At 57.7% G+C, this 18,682-nt stretch carries 13 protein-coding genes; 3 read left to right on the forward strand and 10 right to left on the reverse strand.

Annotated features, from left to right (window positions below; all coding sequences use genetic code 11):
• Nucleotides 1-508: 508 nt before the first annotated feature.
• The 9 genes from TU76_RS23725 to bcsQ are packed head-to-tail and all read right to left on the reverse strand — an operon-like array spanning nucleotide 509 to nucleotide 15,283.
• On the reverse strand, nucleotides 509-1,648 hold the full coding sequence (locus TU76_RS23725; RefSeq protein WP_019826079.1) for an alginate O-acetyltransferase AlgX-related protein: 1,140 nt from the start codon (nucleotides 1,646-1,648) through the stop codon (nucleotides 509-511).
• Nucleotides 1,649-1,659: 11 nt separating this feature from the next.
• The gene (locus TU76_RS23730; protein ID WP_048352602.1) at nucleotides 1,660-3,075 is read right to left on the reverse strand and encodes an MBOAT family O-acyltransferase; all 1,416 of its coding nucleotides are present in this window, start codon (nucleotides 3,073-3,075) and stop codon (nucleotides 1,660-1,662) included.
• A gap of 18 nt (nucleotides 3,076-3,093) precedes the next feature.
• A complete protein-coding gene (locus tag TU76_RS23735) occupies nucleotides 3,094-3,732 on the reverse strand; it encodes an alginate O-acetyltransferase AlgF (protein ID WP_037032406.1) in 639 nt (212 codons plus the stop codon).
• Between the two features lie 20 nt (nucleotides 3,733-3,752).
• A complete protein-coding gene (locus tag TU76_RS23740) occupies nucleotides 3,753-4,421 on the reverse strand; it encodes an SGNH/GDSL hydrolase family protein (protein ID WP_037032400.1) in 669 nt (222 codons plus the stop codon).
• Nucleotides 4,422-4,438: 17 nt separating this feature from the next.
• On the reverse strand, nucleotides 4,439-8,371 hold the full coding sequence (locus TU76_RS23745) for a cellulose biosynthesis protein BcsC (protein WP_048352603.1): 3,933 nt from the start codon (nucleotides 8,369-8,371) through the stop codon (nucleotides 4,439-4,441).
• Nucleotides 8,347-9,585, reverse strand: a complete 1,239-nt coding sequence (bcsZ, locus tag TU76_RS23750; RefSeq protein ID WP_088500125.1) for a cellulose synthase complex periplasmic endoglucanase BcsZ — start codon at nucleotides 9,583-9,585, stop codon at nucleotides 8,347-8,349. The genes TU76_RS23745 and bcsZ overlap by 25 nt, the downstream gene beginning before the upstream one ends.
• Nucleotides 9,586-9,591: 6 nt before the next feature.
• Nucleotides 9,592-11,859, reverse strand: a complete 2,268-nt coding sequence (gene bcsB / locus TU76_RS23755; RefSeq protein WP_048352604.1) for a cellulose biosynthesis cyclic di-GMP-binding regulatory protein BcsB — start codon at nucleotides 11,857-11,859, stop codon at nucleotides 9,592-9,594.
• Nucleotides 11,859-14,081, reverse strand: coding sequence for a UDP-forming cellulose synthase catalytic subunit (gene bcsA, locus TU76_RS23760; protein ID WP_046809254.1), 2,223 nt, complete (start codon nucleotides 14,079-14,081; stop codon nucleotides 11,859-11,861). Before bcsA ends, bcsB begins: the two co-directional genes overlap by 1 nt.
• Nucleotides 14,078-15,283, reverse strand: a complete 1,206-nt coding sequence (bcsQ, locus tag TU76_RS23765; protein WP_048352605.1) for a cellulose biosynthesis protein BcsQ — start codon at nucleotides 15,281-15,283, stop codon at nucleotides 14,078-14,080. Before bcsQ ends, bcsA begins: the two co-directional genes overlap by 4 nt.
• Before the next feature lie 351 nt (nucleotides 15,284-15,634).
• Between bcsQ and TU76_RS23770 the strand changes: the two genes are divergently transcribed.
• Complete coding sequence (locus TU76_RS23770; protein ID WP_019826094.1) at nucleotides 15,635-15,841, forward strand: hypothetical protein; 207 nt, start codon at nucleotides 15,635-15,637, stop codon at nucleotides 15,839-15,841.
• 280 nt (nucleotides 15,842-16,121) lie between these two features.
• Here TU76_RS23770 and TU76_RS23775 read toward each other — a convergent pair whose 3' ends face one another.
• On the reverse strand, nucleotides 16,122-17,060 hold the full coding sequence (locus tag TU76_RS23775; RefSeq protein ID WP_151121071.1) for a hypothetical protein: 939 nt from the start codon (nucleotides 17,058-17,060) through the stop codon (nucleotides 16,122-16,124).
• A 522-nt stretch (nucleotides 17,061-17,582) separates the two neighbouring features.
• Here TU76_RS23775 and TU76_RS23780 point away from each other — a divergent pair.
• Together TU76_RS23780 and TU76_RS25695 are read left to right on the forward strand one after the other, a co-directional pair.
• Nucleotides 17,583-18,008 carry a hypothetical protein gene (locus tag TU76_RS23780; RefSeq protein WP_046809258.1) on the forward strand — a complete coding sequence of 142 codons (426 nt, stop codon included), beginning with the start codon at nucleotides 17,583-17,585 and terminating at the stop codon, nucleotides 18,006-18,008.
• Between the two features lie 547 nt (nucleotides 18,009-18,555).
• Nucleotides 18,556-18,682 (forward strand): hypothetical protein (locus TU76_RS25695; RefSeq protein ID WP_233099492.1); only part of this gene is annotated, 127 nt, incomplete at its 3' end.

Here is an 18,682-nt window from a genome sequence, read left to right on the forward strand (position 1 = left end):
ACCTGAGCGCAGCGAGGGCCGTACGCGGGGGCGAAAGCGCTTTGGTTACTTTGCCGCTTTTGCAAAGTGACTCGCTGTAAGAGCGAAACCATCATTTCAGTTCACCGCAAATGCCGGATATGTACCCCGTGTGCTCGTTGTTTTGCGAAGCGCCCGCACCTATGCCGAGTCCATATCCATTCGATATGTCACGACTTTCTACGGGTTCCGCCCTTACGGCGGGTCACTTTTTCCAGACGCCGAAAAAGTAACCAAAAAGGCTTGCCCTACCATTCGGCCGCCTCGCCCAGGCTCGGTGGTTCCCTCTCTCCGGCACTATCATGGGGGCACGCCGCGACGGGCCATCCATGGCCCATCGCGGCTGCGATCGATCGCAAAGCGGTCGCAGAACCGGAGCACGCGGTGTGCCTGAAAAACCGGGAGGCTGACTTTACGGCTGCTGCGTCGCAGTGGCGCACCAAACCTGACGCAGCCTCGCACGGCTCGTCAGCGACTACAGACCGGCGATTTACAACGGCCTGATCACGTCGCTGTAAGGCGTTTGCAAATCACGCTCGGGGATCTCCCAGATCACAAGCGCAGGGGGCGTCTGTTTGAATGCCGGGTTAGTAAAATAGCTATTGGCTCCACCGGAAAACTCGCCACCGTCCTTGGAGAAGTCGCCGATCGGCGCAGCCAGGGCCTGTTGCAGGAACCCGGCGAAATTGGAGTTGCGCGAAAACGATGTACCGATCAGTGCAACGTTGGGCAGGTTGTCATCGCCAAACAGATCATCCAGGTTGTCAGCATCGCTTAGGGATGTATCGGCTTTCTCACTGAACCGGCTGGCTGCCACCGTTTCTGTTGCGGGCTGCAACCCCAGCGGTAACCACTCAAGACCGGCCAGCCTGACCAGATCTCCCGGACGACGCGCCGGGTCTTGCAGTGCAGTTTCATACGCCGTGTGCGGCGTGGCGCTGATCCCCATCGCCTGTACTTGCAGGGCGATGGCCTTGGCCGCCGCCCAGGCGCCTGCTTCACTCCAGTGGGTATCAGTGCGCAGATAGGCATCGCTGCCCACAGACTGCAGAACTGGCGCCAGATCCACAGCCCTCACCCCTGCCTTGTTCAACCCTTCAACCCAGGTCGCTGCGCGGTTTTGCAACTGCGCCGGTCGCCTCAAATCGCACAGTTGCTCACTGGCGATACGGCTTTTGTCCGGCACCACGGCCACCAGCAAACTGATGCCCCGCGACGCCAGTTGCTGCTGGATATCACGCACTGCCGCCGCCTTGGTCTGTGCATTGGCCAGGGCATGACGGTTGATGCGCATTTCATCCGTCAAAAACAACCAGCCATCGCACCCCGGACGTACCCGTGCACCGGTGTCGCGCAGCATCAGCCAGCTTGCACCTCGCTCCAGATCCGCCGCCTTTTGCGGCACGCCTGCCTCGGACAACTGCTTGGCGATCTTGTGGGTTACCTCGCCATGCAGTACCGCGTCACGAGTCAGGTTGGGGGGCAGCATCTGGACCTTGCCGCTGATCAACAACCAGAGCGACGAGGCAAAGCTGACGGCCAGAAATACGACAAACACCACACCGCCAAACCTGCTGACACGGGCGGTGAGTTCGGTCGGTACAGCCGGTTGGGGCGATGAAGAAGACATGGGCTGGGCCATCAGAACTGGAAGTAGAGGAAGGGCACCGCTTCCCGGCTCGCGATCAGCGCGAACGAGAGCAGAAAACCCGCCACCGGCCACAAGGCCGCGATCGGAACAAACCAGGCGTGAGCACCGAAGCGCTGCTCATAACGGTGCTTGAACAGCGGCGCGATAATGCACGCCACGCCAAGCACTGCCGCCAGACCGTGAGCCGAACGCAGGGTCACCGCCAGCGCATCACCCAAGGCGAACCCGTGCAAGCCAAACTGACCGGCATACATGTTCAGGGCCGAGTCGAAATCCGGCGCACGAAACAGGGTCCAGGCCATAAACACAAACAGCAGCGTCAAGGTATGCGAGAACAGGGGCGGGATACTCGGCAGGCTCGATCGCGACCACAGCCGATCGACACACAACGCAATGCCGTGAGCGGCTCCCCACAGCAGGTAATTCCAGCTGTCGCCGCCATGCCAGAGACCCGCAATGGCCATGGTCAGGAACAGGTTGCGGTAGGTCTTCCAGGCGCCGTTGCGGTTACCGCCCAGGGCGATATACAGGTAGTCGCGCAACCAGCTGGACAACGACATGTGCCAGCGTCGCCAGAAGTCCTGAATGCTGCTGGCCAGGTATGGCTGGTTGAAGTTTTCCGGGAAGTGAAAGCCCAGCATCAAGCCCAAGCCGATGGCCATGGCGCTGTAGCCGGCGAAGTCAAAAAACAGTTGCAGCGAATACGCCAGGCAACCGATCCAGGCGTCCACAAAGGACGGGTTATCCAGATGGAACGCGATGTCCACCAACGGTGACAGGGTGTCTGCCACCAGCACTTTCATGCACATGCCGATCATGAAACGGCGTGCGCCCAGGGAGAAATTCTGCCAGTCGAAATAACGCCGGTTCAGCTCACGACGCACCCAGTCATAGCGAATGATCGGGCCTGCAATCGAGTGACCGAACATCGAAATGTAAGTGGCGTAATTGATGAAGCTGCGCTCCACCGGCACCGTATGGCGATGCACATCCACCAGATAGGAAATCGCCTGCAGCACGATAAACGACAGCCCTGCCGGCAGCGCCACCCGCTGCCACTCCAGGGGCATCGCGCCGGGCCAGGTAATCATCTGCATCCAGGTCGCGGCGAGAATGTTGGCGTACTTGTACCAGCACAGCACCGCCGTGTTGAACACGATCAGCGCAATCAACAGCCGCACCCTGCCCTTTGAGTCCTCCCGGGAGCGATCAATCAGCAACCCGCCGACCCAGGCAACGATGGTTAACGCCACGTGCAACGCCAGGAACATCGGGTTCAGCCAGCCATAGAACAACCAGCTGCCCATCAACAGAATGACGTTACGCCACTGCGGTTTCCCCAGAGCGTAAACCAGCATAAAGGCGGGCAAAAAAAGCGTCAGGAACTCGAGTGAGGCGAAGACCATGGCAGCGGTAGAATCCGATCAGTGGGACAGAGTGTCCGTTGCGCTCAAAAGACGTGGCCCCGTGGCAGAAGGAACCAGTAGCACGCTGTAGCGCTCCCCCGCCTTGAGCATGCCCAGATCCAGCGGAGCACCCACATTGGCGTTGGCGCACACCAGTTGCACCGAGAGGTTGACTGGGTTGATCGAGCGCCGTTGCAGGCTCGCGACGGGCACCGCCTTGAACAGATCGGCGCTACGCCCGGCAGGACGCAAACTGGCATCGCTACAGGATTTATCGACGTTGACGAAGGCCAGTGATGCCTTGAGGCCGTTGAAATCGTCAGGTGTTTCGCGCACGGCGACCTGTTCGATCCCCGCCTCCTGCGACACCACAACAATCGTGGTGAACTCACCTGGTTCAACCTTCAGATCCAGCGCCAGCGTATGCGCACCACTGACCAGAGAGCCCTTGACCGGACTGGTGGAGTCCACCGCAAATAACAGCGACGCCGGTTGTGCCACCTCAAGTCGCAACGGCGGCTGTCCGGCTTGACCGAGCACGTCGAGTGGCGCCGTGGTGGCGTTGACGAAGCGGATGAAGGCTGCGTCCTGATCCGGGCCGGTGGGATACAGGGCAAAATCTGCAGCCAGGGTGCACATGCTACATAACAGTGTCATCGCACCCGTCAGTGGACGAATCACTTCTTCTCTCCCTTGGCACTGACCGCTTCAGGCGGCAGTTTGCCCAACGCAGTGCCGATGGCATTGGCCCAAGACTTGTAGCCCGCAACCGTAAAATGCTGGCCGTCAGTGGTCACCCACTGCCCGGGCTTGGAGAACTCCAGGGAGTCAATGTATGTACAAGGCGCGACGTTGGTTGCCAAGAACGCAGATATCAGCTTGGTGCGTGCATCGTTTTTCTTGTACATGCCGCCTTCCTTGCCCCACGCCGGGCCTACCCAAGCGCATTTGGCTCCATTGGCGGTGATTTCCTTGGCCAGTGCAGACACGTTCTGCCACGCCCAGGCCTTGGGAAATACCGGTTTGTCGTACGAGGCCATGGTGTCGGCAATCACAAGCACCACCAGATCCGGCTTGTCGGCGGCAATCAAGTCCTTGATTGGGGTTGTAGTCGCATCACGCCCCTTGATCACAATCTTGCCGCTGCCCTTTTCTTCAGCCCCACAATCGACTTTTTTGGTGATAAGCCAATCGCCAGCGCTGGCCCCGCACGCGCCTATCGAATGCACATTCGCGCCTTGCTGGGTCAAGTTGGCGTGCAGTGGTTCCATCAGGTGATTGGCCAGGCTCATGTGACTCTCCCCAAGAACAAGAAGGGTCATACCGGCTAGAACGGATGAAGGCATTTAAAGTCTCCAGGACATCAATTGGAATAAGGTGAACTGTAGGGGCTGACCGGCAGTGCCATCGGGCCGTTCATGTCTTCAAACATGTAACGCAAGTACATGGCACCCGTGATTTGCTGGTAATCCTGGGCGTTGTCCAAGCCGAGATTGGCCCCCAGGAAAAAGCTCGAGCCAAACTTGTACTCACCCGCTGCAGAGAGGCTGTAACCAACGCCTGCTTTGCTCTCGCTGGAGTAGCGCTGATCGTTGACAGCCTGCAAATCCTTGTCGCCGGGGAAGTAGTCCGCACCGGCCTGATGGGAGTACTGGACACCCACCGAACCCTTGACCTGATAGCTGAGGCGTTCGGTACGCTGCGACCACGCCACCGGCACGCCGAGGGCAAAGTAACTTTGTGGACTGAAATAACCACCATGACCGTAGGTAAAGAAGTTCTGGTTATTGTCGAAGCTCATGCCAGTGGCGCTCAGGCCGAGGGTCAGCTTGCTGTCTTCGTCATTTTGCAGATACCAGTAAACACCGGCGCCCAGTTCGGCACGGCTGTTGGACTCGACGTTATGGCCTAACAGCTTGTGCCAGGCGCCGTAGCCATAAGCACCGATAGCCTGGTCGTCGTAGCTCAGCTGGCCACGACCGCCGTTGGCCGTCACACCGCCCCACGACTGCCCGGTACGCTCATCCGTTGTACCGGCGAACGACGTCACGCTGTCGATCACCGCGCGGCGTGAGACGTTGACGCCATAGCGAACATTGGAGTTGCTGGCGAGCGGGCGATCGACACTCACGCCACCGGCAACAGTGCTGTACTGGAAGCCAATAGGCGTGGTGCCAATGTCGGCCTTGATACCCTCGTCCGGGCGGGCGTAGCCCACACTCACACCCACACCACTTTCCCGCTGGGCACCAATCCCCTCAGTTGACGCCTTGCCACTGCCGAAGCGTTCAGCGGCATACACACCCACCCGTCCCGCGTTCAGAGATACCGGCGTCACACGTACAGCGAGACGGTTGTCACCTGCCGGAAAATTAATCTCCAGCGGCGTCTCGATATCGGTCATTTTGCCCAGGCCCGGCTCGCTGTCATTGGTGCGCACGGTCACACCCTGAGTCACGTAAGCACTGCGTTCCTGAAGGATGCTGTCCAGTGCCCGCTGGGCAGAACTGGCCTGATCTACCGCTACATTGACCGTGCCTTGGGGCGCGAAAGGATTGGCCCCGGCATTGCCAAATCGCCCGGAGGGCACGGCCGCACGGCTCGGGATTGCGGCTGCCACGCGCGCTTGTTGCTGACCTGGATAGACGTCTTGGGGCAATAACGAATTGCTGCCTGCGCTATACGATGCCGAATCCAGCACGGCTTGCGCCGGAGCAGGAATCCCGTCGATCGCCCCGCGGCCAACCTGATTACCCGGCCCCGACAAACCTGCAAAAGGGTTCGGCGCAGCGCCCGTACCGGCAGACTGAGTCGCCAGACTGCGTTTTTTCTCGGTCTGCTCAATGTCCACGGCCTTGCGCAACAAATGGGCGGCCTGACTGGTCTTGCCCATGCTTCGGTAGATCCGCGCCGCTTCGGTCAAGGACTGCGGGTCGTAGTTTTGCAGCTTCACAAACTGCTCCAGCGCACGTTCGGCGTAGCCGTTGTCGCGGGCCAAAACTGCTGCATCCGCTGAATTAAGCAGAATTTGCGGGTCGTTGGGCTGACGCTGCAGCAAGGGTTTATACAGTTCGAATGCCTTGGCATTGTCACCGCTGCTGACATACATCCGCGCAAGTGCTGAAACCGCACCCGCATCCCCGGGCCGTGATGCCAGTGCCGGCGCAAGAGTGTCATAAGCCCCTGCCAGGTCACCGCCCTCACGCAGCAGATCGGCTTGCCGTATACGGTATTGGTAAAGCAAATCATCGAAGCGCTTGCGTGTCGCGAGGCTCATTGGCTGGTTTTGCAGACCGCGCAGAATCGAATTGACCTGAGCATCATTGCCCGTCTTCAACAACAAATTGGCGTACTGCAACATCAGGTCGGCGGACGGTGTCGGTGTCTGGTTAATCACGTCGCGCATCATGGTCAATGCACGTGTGGAATCACCGGTGTCGACATAGGCCGTCGCCAGCGTCGCCATGCGATCCGGACTGCGGCTGGCCATTGGTTGCAAACGATCAAGCAGAGCGAGAGCTTCTTGACGCTGGCCACGCTTGGCCATGGTCGCGGCGAGTTTGACTTGTACAGTCAGGGTGATCTGGTCGGCCAGCTCGGTCATGTCAGCGGTGCGACGCCCCGCAGGAATGCGGCTGATGGCAGCCTGTGCGGCGTCCCACTGTTCCATTTCCACCGAGAGCAATGCGCTGGTATAGAGCGCGTCAACGTCCGCCGGATGCGTTTTAAGGTAGCTGTCGATCAGGTCTCGAGCCTTTTGCGGCTCGCCGGTCTTGAGGTACAGACGGGAGAGATCAAAGCGGGTCCAAACGTTATCCGGGTCGTCCTTGACCGCTTGCACCAACGCCTGTTGGGCACCGCGGGTATCGCCCCGCTGCTCGGCCAATGCAGCAGCCTGGGTGGAGCGCAGCGCATGCAGTCGACCACCACCGCCCAATTCGGCCTGCTGGGCTGCTGTCAAGGTATCGAGCAGACGCAATGCTTCATCGGCCTGCCCCGATTGCGACAGTACACTCACCAGCCCCTGTACGGCCTGCGCATTATCTCGCTGCACACTCAATATTTGGCGATAACTGGCCTGGGCTTCATCCAGTTGACCGCTCTGGGCCTGGAGATCTGCCAGGGCCAGGCGCGCTTCGACGCCTTTAGGGTTAAGACGCATGGCCTGTGCAATATTCTGCCGGGCCTTGTCGGGTTGAGCCTTGGCCTGGTTGCGCGCCTGTTGCAGCAAGGCCCAGTAACGCACATTGTCCAACGCAGGCTTCCAGCGCGTTCCACCGTTGCCGATGGCACGGTTCAGTAACTGCTCAGCTTCGGCCAGACGATTCTGTTGTTGGCGCACCACACCAAGTCCACCCAGAGCATCAGGGTCATTGGCCTTGTTTTTCAGGCGTGCGGCGAAAGCTTGCTCGGCACCTGCCTGGTCGCCTTTTTCAAGGGCTTGCAATCCACGCTCTACCAGTGGATCTGGTTGCCAGCTTGCTACCCGGCCAGCAGTGCTGGCTTTCGATTTACCTTTGTTCAGTAGATCGCGTATTTCCTGGTCATCCGGATGAGCCTTCAAAAATGCGTCGAACAAAGGTATTTGGGCGGGATTCGGGGGACCGGACCACACCAGCGCCAGACGCCAACTCTCGTCAGCGTCACCACCGATGTCGGGCCGCGTCGACAGTTTGGCCAGTGTACGAATACCTTCGGGGCGAGTGTCTTCGTGACGAACCAATTGCTTGGCAAGAAACAGCGCCAGAATCGAGTCATTCGGCGTTTCGTGGAGCAAACGCTCCATGCCTTTGCGAGCTTCCGGCCAGCCTGCAGGATTGAATGCAAGGTTGTTGTAATACTCTCGGCCTAAAGTGCCTGACGGTGTGCGCCCGGCAAAGAGTTTGCGAAATACCTGAGTCGCCTGGTCACGCTGGTCGCTATCGACCAGACGGCGAGCCTCGGCGAGCAGCGCGATGTTCTGCGGTTCTGTAAGGGCTAGATCCTGTTCCAGCTGCGCAGCCAACCATGGTCGGGGCGACAAAGCTTGCAAGCGCGCCAGGTATTGCCTGGCTTGCGCGGACTTTTTCTGCTTGATGCTTGCAAGGCCCATCCCATAAAGGGCGTCGACTTGATTAGGGTCCAGGCGCAGCACTTTTTCCCAGGCTTCGGCCGCTCGTTGTGAATTGTCACGACCCTGCCAGTACTGGCCCTGCTCGACCAACTGCGATTGCACGTCCCTTGTGTCGGCGTGGACGGCAGTGCTGATCACGGCGGTTAAAAACCCTATGGCTAGCGAGTGGCGGTGCGGACGCATGACGTCTCCCAAGATAATTTGAGTGTTCCGTCATCACGAAACTGAAAACGATTTTCAGCCCAGCCGAGTGCGAACAAGCTGAGCATGAGGTTGTAATACAAAGGTTCTGTACGCTCGCCGCCGACAGTGGCCAGTCCCTTGTCCAACGCCTGTAGGGTTCGACGTTGCTTGGCCTGTGCCAGCCAGGGCTGGCCTTTGGCCTGGAAATACGGGATCAGCGCAGCTGAGAACCCGAACGGCCCCTGCCCCTCTAGTGCACCGCTGGTGACCTGGACTTTTTCCGGTGGAAGACCGGTGGACGCAGTGCTGTTTGACATACCGTCCAGCATCGCCAGCAAGGGGGCTGCGAGCGGATCGGACTTGGGCGTCATGCCTGCCCACAGGTACACGCGAATCGCGTCATAACTACCCATCTCGCCTGCAATCGGGTCAACCACGAACAAACCGGCTTTCGGTCCGGTGGCACGGTAACCAACCCAATCGGCCACATAGCCTTTGGGGCTGGAAGCCTTGATCATCTTCACCGTGTTTTGGGCTATTTCTTTCCATGGCCCAGTCGGTGATTCCTTGGCCAGTCGACGCAGCAGCGGCAATGGCAGGTAGCTGGGATTCAACCGCCACAGGTGATCGGGCTGGACGAAACCCTGTGGCCCCGGCAACACCATTTTGCCCAAACCGGGCAAGCTCACTATCAGTTGGGTTTCTATGTTTGCAAGCAGCTGCAAGGCAGCTTCGTGATAGTCCGCACGCTGCCACAAACGTGCTGCCTCAAGCAGTGAATAAGCGATCCACAAATCCGAGTCGGACGCCGAATTCGCGTCCTGCAATTGCCATGTGCCGTCCTTGCCCTGCCCCCACAACCAGCCCGGCAAGCGCTTGCTCACATCGGCACCTGCCATGTTGGCCAAAGTCCATTGCCACAGCTTTTCAAAGCGCGCCTGATCGTTGCCTATCAGTGCGAAAAGCATCCCGTAGGATTGGCCTTCGGAAGAGCTTTGATTGACCTGCGCACTCGACTCCAGCATTCGGCCGTCAGCCTGCACAAAATGCGAGGCATAGGTTTGCCAAAGCGGCCACTGGGCATTTTTGCACGCCTCGTCTTGAGCCACCGCAGGCGTCAGCGTGAACGTTACGAAAGTACAGGCGAGCAAACGAAGCGCCGTATGCAGGCGCCTCGTTGAGGTTTTATTGCGAAAGATCGCGAAGAAACTCATGACCCGTCAGCCACCTAGCCGTTTATTGGCAAGCGCCCGCAACGCCAGATACGCCAGACCACTGAGCAAGATCACTCCCAGACCGGTCAATACCAGCGCCAGTACCACATGTCTGGACATCAACCACTGCAAGTACTTGATCGGGCCAAGACTACCGACGTAGTACTGTTCGTCCGCCACCAGTGGCTCGATGTTTTTACCCCGCACTACCACCAGGCTGCCCTGGACCGACTGGGTGTAATCCTCGCCACCGATCAGGGCATTGGTGACATCAGCCAGACCCTGGGGTTGACCACTGGCAATCACGACGACACTGCGACCGCTTTTGAGCGGTGACTCGAAACCAGTGAGGTAGGTACTGCGCGCGCCACCGGAGAACGCCATCGCCAGTCGGGTTCTGCGCAGATTGGCTTCCGGATCCGGGCTGAACCACTCACGTACACGCATCGGCAGGTCAGAAAGATTGAAAACCTGCTGTCCATCGGCATCAGTGGCCGGCAGACGATCAGCCCATTGCGCCAGCAACGGCTGGTTGCCACCGGATGCCAGTACCAGCAAGTCCTTGTCGGCAGCACTTGCAACCTGAGCAGCCTGGATCACCTGCACGCCGATGGCCGGGTAACCGGTGGCGTTGCCGAAACGGCCGAGTACGGTCAGGTAGGCGTCCAGGTCAGCGGTGCCTGCGTTATCCGGCAGCACGACAGCGGTTTGCGACAAGTCGGCCAGGCGGGTGAACGGGAAACCGGCATCCTTGAACACGCCCAGGTTAGGCATAGCGATAAAGTGGTCGTAGCCGCTTACATCGATGGTCGATTCTGGATCAATGGCACCGCGCATGTTGTCGATGATGATGTCGTTGCATTCACCCTGCTTGATGTAATCGAACATGTAACGCAGTTGCAGACGTGACTGCAGGGGCGCCGAGTTCAACGCCAGCAACACGCTGGTTTCCCGGCCCAGGCTGTCGTCGGACTTCAGTGCGCTCAGGACGCCGCTCGGGAGTTTGTCCTGGGACAGCAGGTTCTGCGACTGAATCAGTGCATCGTTAAAACTGATGATGAACGATGAGTTGTTGGACTTCTCTTGCGGCGTGTAGCGGTATTTGAGGTTCAGCGGTGCGCCTTCTTCGCGCCAGGTAAACAGGTCCGGCGCAAAGTTGAGCGGCACGGTGATGTCGCCCGGGTTGTAGCCCGAGACCGTCAGTTCCTTGGCTGGCAACAGTTCGCCGAGTTTTACCGGGCGATCGCTGGGTAACCAGTTCGGCGCATCGTAGGGTTTGCGCGGCTGTACCACATCCAGACGGTCGATCACTACGCTATTGCCCGACAAGGCCTGGTTGCCCAGCACCAACGCCGTTGCAGCACGTTTGAGTTCATTTGAGTCGCGACCGCTGATGACCAGTAGCTTGCCGTTGGCATCGTTGGGGTTGGTCATTACGGTGAGGGTCGGGCCCTTGGCGGGCGGCAGGCTCAGGCTGTCGATCTGAAGCGCATCCGGGCCACTGACCAGCACCACGGCATTACCACTGGCCGGAATCCGGTTGTAGCCCGATGAAAAGCGCGCACCTCGATAACTGGCCTGGGCGCCGAACCACGATGACAGGGCTCCGGCGGCTTCCAGGGTGGCGTTGTCAGGTGCGGCAGCGAACACGAACGGCAAGTCCAGGGCGCGGGCGTCCCGACGATCAAAGAACGGCAGCGGGATGATCGACAGGTCATCAGGCAAGACCAAGGGCGAGACATCGATGCCCAATTCTGAGGCATTGCTGATCTTGGCCCACAGACTGGAGTGCTGAGGATCTTCGCAGCTCATGGTGTAGTGCCCGATAAACTGCAGGCTCAGACGGTTGAACTCGGTGATCAAATGAGCCGGGATCTCTACAACCTGCTGTTGCAGTTGCCCGGCCTTGTCCTTGGGTAACGGCAGGCTCGCAGCCACTTCATCGTTGACCAGCACGTTGATTTGCGACAGTTCTGCCAGCAGTGCCGGCGAATAGGAATACTGCAGGTTCAGCCTGGCCCCGGTGACGATCGAATCGGCCCGCACATCGAAGCTGACGCTGTCGGTCGCCTCCACGCCGCGAAGGCTCATCGGGTAATTACGGCCCAATTGCTTGAGGGTAACGGTGTAGCTTTTCGCTCCGGGCGCCGTGGCTGCTGGCAGGGTTTGGGCACTGGCAACGCCAGCGCTAACAGCCAGCACGGCGCACGTCAGGCGGGCCAGCGCGCGGCGCAGGTCGCGCAAGGGGGCGAAGGCTGAAGACGTTGAATTCATCACTTGTCCAGGACATTGTCTAGCGTGGAAGGGGTGACGCGGCGACGGCGCAGCAAGCTGCGCACTTCCATGGCCGAGGCTTTGAAAAGTTCGTGGATACCGCGCAGGCCGATACGACCGACCTCGCGCAAGGCTACAAGCGGGGTATCGACCTGCCCGCTGCCCCAGGTTGAAGCCCAGGTGTCGGCGCGGGAGAAGGTGAGCCGAACAAGGTCGCTCTGCTGACGCAACGTGAGGGCATCAAACTGCACGCCAACCAATTCGCCGCGACTGAACACGATGACTGCCGGGAACACACTCGAGTGTTGATTACGAAATAGCGAAATTTGTACCCGCTCGCCCTGAGGCAAGCTGACGCCTTCCGGCAAAATCAAACCCATGCCTTTTTGCGAAAAGTCCTGGGTTACGCCATCTATCACGCGGCCATCGGCACACGTCAGGCGTACCGGCAAACTGGCTGCTACCCGCGGCTCAGCACGAACCTGTCGGGTTTCACTGGCAACTGCCACTGCAGCGCTGGTAATAACGACGTTGTAGAGGGTCCACACCAGATTGATCAGCACCGTGGTGGTGGCGCCCTCTTCTCCCATTGCCAGCCGCGCGAGCCCATAGGCCATGCCTGCCATGTTGAGGGTCAGTAGCACGATGTACGGACGGGCAAGTTTCCAGTCGAAGTATTTTTCGTCGATGATCCCGCCCTTGTCGGTAACGTTGAAACCACCGTGTTTGGGATTGACCAGTGCTACCAGCACCGGCCCCATGATGTACCAGGCCAGTACGGTCTCGTAGACCTCGTTCCAGAACGAGTGACGGAACCGTCCTTGAATGGTGGAGTTGGTCAGGCTGGCATGAAAGATATGAGGCAGCGCATAGGCCATGATCATCAACCCGGCAGCATGGAAAATCTGCGCGTCGAAAAACAGGAAGGCCAGGGGCGCGGTGAGAAATACCAGGCGCGGCAAACCGTAGAAAAAGTGCAGCATCGCGTTGAGGTAGCACAGGCGCTGCCCCAAGTTCAGGCCTTTGCCGAACAGCGGATTGTCCGTACGAAAAATCTGCGCCATGCCCCTGGCCCAGCGAATCCGCTGGCTGATGTGCCCCGACAGGCTTTCCGTTGCCAGGCCCGCCGCCTGCGGAATCGCCAGGTACGCGGTGTTGTAACCGGCGCGGTTGAGTTTCAGCGCGGTGTGGGCATCTTCGGTCACGGTCTCTACTGCGACCCCGCCCACTTCCATCAGCGGTTTGCGCCGGATCACAGCACAGGAGCCACAGAAGAATGTGGCGTTCCACAGGTCGTTACCGTCCTGAACCAGCCCGTAGAACAGTTCGCCTTCGTTCGGTACTGAGCGGAAGGTATCGAGGTTCTTCTCGAACGGGTCCGGGGAAAAGAAAAAGTGCGGCGTTTGCAGCATCGCCAGCTTCGGGTCTTTCAGAAACCAGCCAATGCTGACTTGCAAAAAGGAGCGGGTCGGTACGTGATCGGCGTCGAAAAACGCCACGAACTCGCCACTGGTGACCTGCAACGCTTCGTTCAGGTTGCCGGCCTTGGCATGACGATTGTTGTCACGGGTGATGTAGTTGACGTTGATCTGCTCGCAGAACTGGCGAAAGTCTTCGCGACGCCCGTCATCCAGCACGTGGACCCGCAGTTTGTCCTTTGGCCAGTCCATGGCCTGGGCGGCAAAGATGGTCAACTTCACAATATCGAGGGCTTCGTTGTATGACGGGATAAACACGTCAACCACCGGCCACTCGCTGGGCGGGCTTTTGAGCAAGACCGGCTGGCGCCGCAGCGGCCAAGCCGTTTGTAAGTAACCGAAGATCAGCACTACCAAGGCATAGAATTCGGCCAGTACCAGACCGTACCCGAATGCGATGTCGATCCATTGATCGAAGTCCAGGGTTGCTGTCAGCCGCCAGTACATGTAGCGCAGCGAGGCCGTCAGCGACAAACAGATCATGATCAGGATGGTCAGGCGCCCGGGGATCCGGCGCAATATCAGCGCCGCGCCAAAACAGCCGATGGCGAAGACGCACTGGGCATAAAAATCAAACGGGGCCGTGATGATCAGCAGGCCCACCAAAACGCTAAACACTATCGTGCCAAAGGTCAGCGCGCGACGAGCCGCCACTGGCCATCGATCTATACGATCAGCAACAGACTGCGCCCAACGCTGAAGGCGGGTTTGTGTAGCGGATGGCTCTGTGCATGGGTTGATCACAGGGCGGACATCGCTGATACAGCGGCGCTCTGAAACCTGGCCTTGAGCTGTTTAGCCAGTAATGCCATCTCCTGGCAGACTGCAGAGGCATGCGGCGAAGCCAGCGGATTACGACCGTAAGCCAGCGACTCGCCCAGGGTGTTATCCAAAGCAATAACCCCCAGCAACTGCCCGCCCAGGCGACGTTTGAGCACCTCAAGCATGTCCCGTGAAAACTCACGGCGGGCGTCGAACTGATTGACCACATAGTTGCAGACTGAGGACTCAGGGCGAGTCAGGGCGGAGTCAATCAAGCGATCCATTTGATCCAGGGCGATAAAACTCGCAGCGTCGGCGGTGGTGACCACGATCACTTGATCGGCCACGTCCAGCGCCTGCTCCAGATACAACGACCGGCCGGTCGGCGTGTCCAGAATCACCACGTCGCTTTCACCCAGATCCAGACTCGCCAATTGCCGGGCCAGCCAATGTCGATCCTGGCTCATGTCGCGCTCCAGAGCGCAACGTTCGTCATCACTCAAGACGCCATAGGGCAGCAGTTGGGCATCGTCGAAACCCTGCTGCAGTTTGTCAGCCCAAGTGGTGCCTTGCGCGCAGGTACTGCCCAGGCCTACCGCACCGGACTCAATCCCAAGGTGGTAGTGCAGCGCATTTTGCGGGTCAAGATCGATGGCCAGGGTCTTGCCTGCACCCAGATGCAAGCTGCTGGCAAGACCAGCGCCCAACGTGGACTTGCCTACGCCGCCCTTGGCCGAAACCAGTGCTACGACATGTGCCTTGCACTTTGGTGCACACGCGTCAGGTTGTAGTTGAGCGTGCATCTCGGCTTGTCGGGCGAGGGCTACTTCAGCGAGTAAATGACGCAGCGGAGTTGCGACATCCCCAGAGCTCATCAAGGGCGCTTCAATATCGCGCCGCGACGGTTCAACGGCTGGAATTACCGACTGCACCACGGGTTGCGCTCCCGGCGTTACCACCGAAAACGGTAACGACTTGAATGGCGCCTGTTCATTTTGTGGCTCGGCCGCCATGTTCTCGACTACTTGAGCCACAACTTCAGGCAAATACGCTGGCTCGGCAGGCAGCGGCATCTTTTGCGGGGCTGCGCACGGGTAGTCGAACGGGGTTTCGAACTCGTGATAGCTGTCTGAAGTCGCGCCAAATCTACGGAATAGATTTGATATGTCGTCTTTGTGGCTCATAGGAAGGCTTCCTGCTTTCTGACTGTTAACGACCCATGACCAGCCGCAGCGCGCCAAAATAAGCCATCACAATGGCATCGTCAATAAATTGAACGAAATAGGATTAGTATCTTAGTGAGCACGCAAAAAACCCTGCTTTTAAGCCATTTTATTGACGTTTTCAGGGTTTAAAATTTGGCACCACTCACGTCTCAGGGCTGGCAAACAACTGACCGAACAGCACGGACGTGATGTCGGCAGACGGATGGACAAGGATCAGGACCTAGAGCACGCCGTGTGCCCATTGATCCTTCTACACTGCAGGTAGTTGCTGAAATGAGTGGCAGGGGGACCTGCAAGAAGGAGAACAGCATGTCTGAGCACTTCAAAAACCTCAGGGGGGATACCCCCTTTGGCGCCGCAAGCCCGCAAAGCCAACGAGAACTCGCCGTCGCTGCGGCTTTAACCTTGATTCAGGCGAAGGTACTTAACTCAAGCGGTCCAGGTCAGCTTCAATCAGAGCTGAACCGGCTGAGCACATATGCCGATCAGATTCAGGCCGCACTTGAGGTCAAATAAAGGCCGGTTCTCATAAGGCACATATAACGGCTGCTCATTTAGATGAGCGGTAACTTTGTGGGCGAAGCCTGCCGCGAAGGCAATCACCCATCGCGCGCAACGCGACAGGACCCTTCGCGAGCAGGCTCGCACATAGCTCAAGTCACACGGAATGTGAGTGAAGGGTCTCGCCTCTGTGGCGAACCTTGTCGACGAATAGAAACAATCAGGTTAAACAACATACAAAGGTATTAACCTGTTGAAGTGATCAGTTTAAAGCTCGTGCATTTCAATCGGGCACTTAACGAATGCTGGTTTTAAACAAGGAAATGCCAACATCATTACAAGGACGCCGTCCAATCAAATAGAATCGATCTTTATATTCAATCAGGCAAGGCTCAGACAGATATGTCCCGACCGTCCTGTCCAAATGGGTAGTTACGTCCAGGCTCGGCGCATTACCTGTCCTCTCCAAAAGTGTTTCGGTCAACACATGTTGATCTGCTTGAGCCAGCGAAGCACAAACAAGGTAATTGTTTCGCGCATAAAGTGCAGGCGAACCCGACACCTTGTAGTGGGGCGATTTATAAATAAACTCCCACTTCCCCGAGAAAAAGTTAAAGAGATGCATACCATCGTCCAACCCTGTAAATGCCACACTCAGTGTGTCACCAAATTGACAGAGGGAAGGACTTCCTTTTATATGCAAGCCCGGAGAATTGATCGTATCCCCCCACTCGAAATTTTGGAAAGCTTTATGGTAGAACTCACCGTTGTAGGTACCCTGCAGGGCTAAATATAAGGTGTCCTTGTAACTTACAGCAGAGGGGGCCTGATCTGTCAGCACGCCTGGGACGGTGCCACCATGTGACCACTCGGTCCCTGAATAGACATGGTAATGCACCGTTTGGTCCCTGACCGTATGAAAACAGAACAGATGCCCGTCATGCACTGTAACGGACGGTCGATGACGCGTTAATCCATTGATCGAAAAATCCTCCTGCCTTTCAACAATCAGCGCTTTATCCGTGCCTTTACTGAACACCAGATGGCTCAACTGTAGATTATTCGGAGTTTTTTCGGTGATGAAAAAGGCATATATTTTATCTTTGAATTCAACGGCCGAGATGCCACTGCAAATGCCTGTGCCCTCGACAGGCATGATGAGCTCCCAGGATTGAGTCCATGTGGGTGCGTGCAAAGAGGCATCATGTTCACCTGACGCTACTACTTCGTTCATTAGTTGTACCTTTGAATACAGACTGATCGCCATAAACATTCCGGATATCCAACATCACAGACGCCTGCCAATCAAACAATTGATTATCTTCATCGCTATTTTAACAATGGCTTGAAGACTCCTGTTCTTGCCACCGTCATCTTATTTATTGGAACAACTCTGCGGTGATACATATGTATACAGCGTCATTGAATGTAGCGAAGCGATGTGGGATCAGCCCTCGGTAATGCCTGCTGACAACACCAGTACACTCGCTAACACGTTCGCAGATCATCACATTCTTGAGGTGATTGAACCTGGAACCCCTGCCCCACCCTGCCCCACCCGTGGCTGATCAAGGCATGAGGTTTGGCGCAACCGCGATATGACTCTAGGCCCAAAACTGACGCCGCAATAGCTTGTTACAGCTTTATCATCCACAGTGGTTGCCAACATAGAACTTGAGGGGTTTTGCCCCCTCTATATTCTCAGGCATCCCTAATGCAGTGGGCGCCCTGATTACTACCCATCGAGGTACATAACATGCGAATGACACTCCCTGTACTTGTTCTAAGCATCCTGGTTGCACAAGGCGCAATGGCTGCTGGCGACGGGACCGCTGCTGTGGGAGGCGGTGTGGGTGGCGCGCTGGGTAATATCGTTGGCCAACAGCTGGGCGGATCCACAGGGGCCGCCGTCGGGGCTGGGGTCGGTGGTGCTGCCGGTAGCGCGATCGGTGCTCCAAGAGGCAGCAAAACCGAAGCAGCCATTGGCGGCGGTATCGGATCGGCCGGCGGCTCAGTCATCGGTAACAGGCTAGGAGGCACCACGGGCTCCACTATCGGCGCGGGTCTTGGTGGTGCAGCTGGCGGGGCGATAGGCAACAATCTGGCCGACGATGGCAGCAAGCACAACTCGGGCGGCAAGCATCACAAGAAAAACAAACACAAGAAGAACAAGCACCGCTAATAAGCGAGGCTCATCACGTGACGAAAGCCCGACTCAGTGTCGGGCTTTTTGATGGCGCTGCTGATGCCGGATCAACCCCTCACCCAGTCGAGATTGCAAAACTCTCCTCTCAACGGCTTCAGATGGCGAGTCCACGCCAGTCCATCAAACTATGCCCTGATTAAATTACGCATTTTTTCCGCGGGCCCTTCTTCAAAAGCCACTCGGTTTTAGCCTTTCATTTCGCCAATCATAACGCTCACTCCGCTTCCTGCAAGGGCCGGCACACGGCACTTATGCCTCCTGAAATGGCGTATTCGGACAGCTTGAAATCATGGTTTTTTTGGATAAATGCCATGCCATTTGAGCATAGGGTAGGCATTTACAGCATTAGACGCCGCTCTCCGGCATTGGAATAGTCGCGCCGCCTGAGCGGGCTGCCAGTGCGCTGCAAGCACAACTTCCAAGGGATCTATCCCGGCGATACCCACAGACTTTTCGATTAATAAATGTTCCTGCTCAGGCTCCTACCTACATCAAACTGAAGTAAAGGTACAAAAAAAATAATATGAAGAAGGCAAAACTTAGCCTCGCCTGGCAGATCCTGATTGGTCTGGTCCTCGGGATTGCAATCGGCGCGCTGCTCAACCATTTCAGTGCTGAAAAGGCCTGGTGGATCAGTAACGTTCTGCAAC

The organism is Pseudomonas psychrophila, assembly GCF_001043005.1.
Taxonomy (GTDB): Bacteria; Pseudomonadota; Gammaproteobacteria; order Pseudomonadales; family Pseudomonadaceae; genus Aquipseudomonas; species Aquipseudomonas psychrophila.

Excerpts from the sequence above, each read along its gene's own strand:
- TU76_RS23780 (WP_046809258.1), top strand. The coding sequence starts at position 17,583 with ATGCGAATGACACTCCCTGTACTTGTTCTAAGCATCCTGGTTGCACAA.
- TU76_RS23775 (WP_151121071.1), bottom strand. The coding sequence starts at position 17,060 with ATGAACGAAGTAGTAGCGTCAGGTGAACATGATGCCTCTTTGCACGCA.
- TU76_RS23740 (WP_037032400.1), bottom strand. The coding sequence starts at position 4,421 with ATGCCTTCATCCGTTCTAGCCGGTATGACCCTTCTTGTTCTTGGGGAG.
- TU76_RS23730 (WP_048352602.1), bottom strand. The coding sequence starts at position 3,075 with ATGGTCTTCGCCTCACTCGAGTTCCTGACGCTTTTTTTGCCCGCCTTT.
- TU76_RS23725 (WP_019826079.1), bottom strand. The coding sequence starts at position 1,648 with ATGTCTTCTTCATCGCCCCAACCGGCTGTACCGACCGAACTCACCGCC.
- TU76_RS23735 (WP_037032406.1), bottom strand. The coding sequence starts at position 3,732 with ATGACACTGTTATGTAGCATGTGCACCCTGGCTGCAGATTTTGCCCTG.
- bcsB (WP_048352604.1), bottom strand. The coding sequence starts at position 11,859 with ATGAATTCAACGTCTTCAGCCTTCGCCCCCTTGCGCGACCTGCGCCGC.
- TU76_RS23745 (WP_048352603.1), bottom strand. The coding sequence starts at position 8,371 with ATGCGTCCGCACCGCCACTCGCTAGCCATAGGGTTTTTAACCGCCGTG.
- bcsZ (WP_088500125.1), bottom strand. The coding sequence starts at position 9,585 with ATGAGTTTCTTCGCGATCTTTCGCAATAAAACCTCAACGAGGCGCCTG.
- TU76_RS23770 (WP_019826094.1), top strand. The coding sequence starts at position 15,635 with ATGTCTGAGCACTTCAAAAACCTCAGGGGGGATACCCCCTTTGGCGCC.
- bcsQ (WP_048352605.1), bottom strand. The coding sequence starts at position 15,283 with ATGAGCCACAAAGACGACATATCAAATCTATTCCGTAGATTTGGCGCG.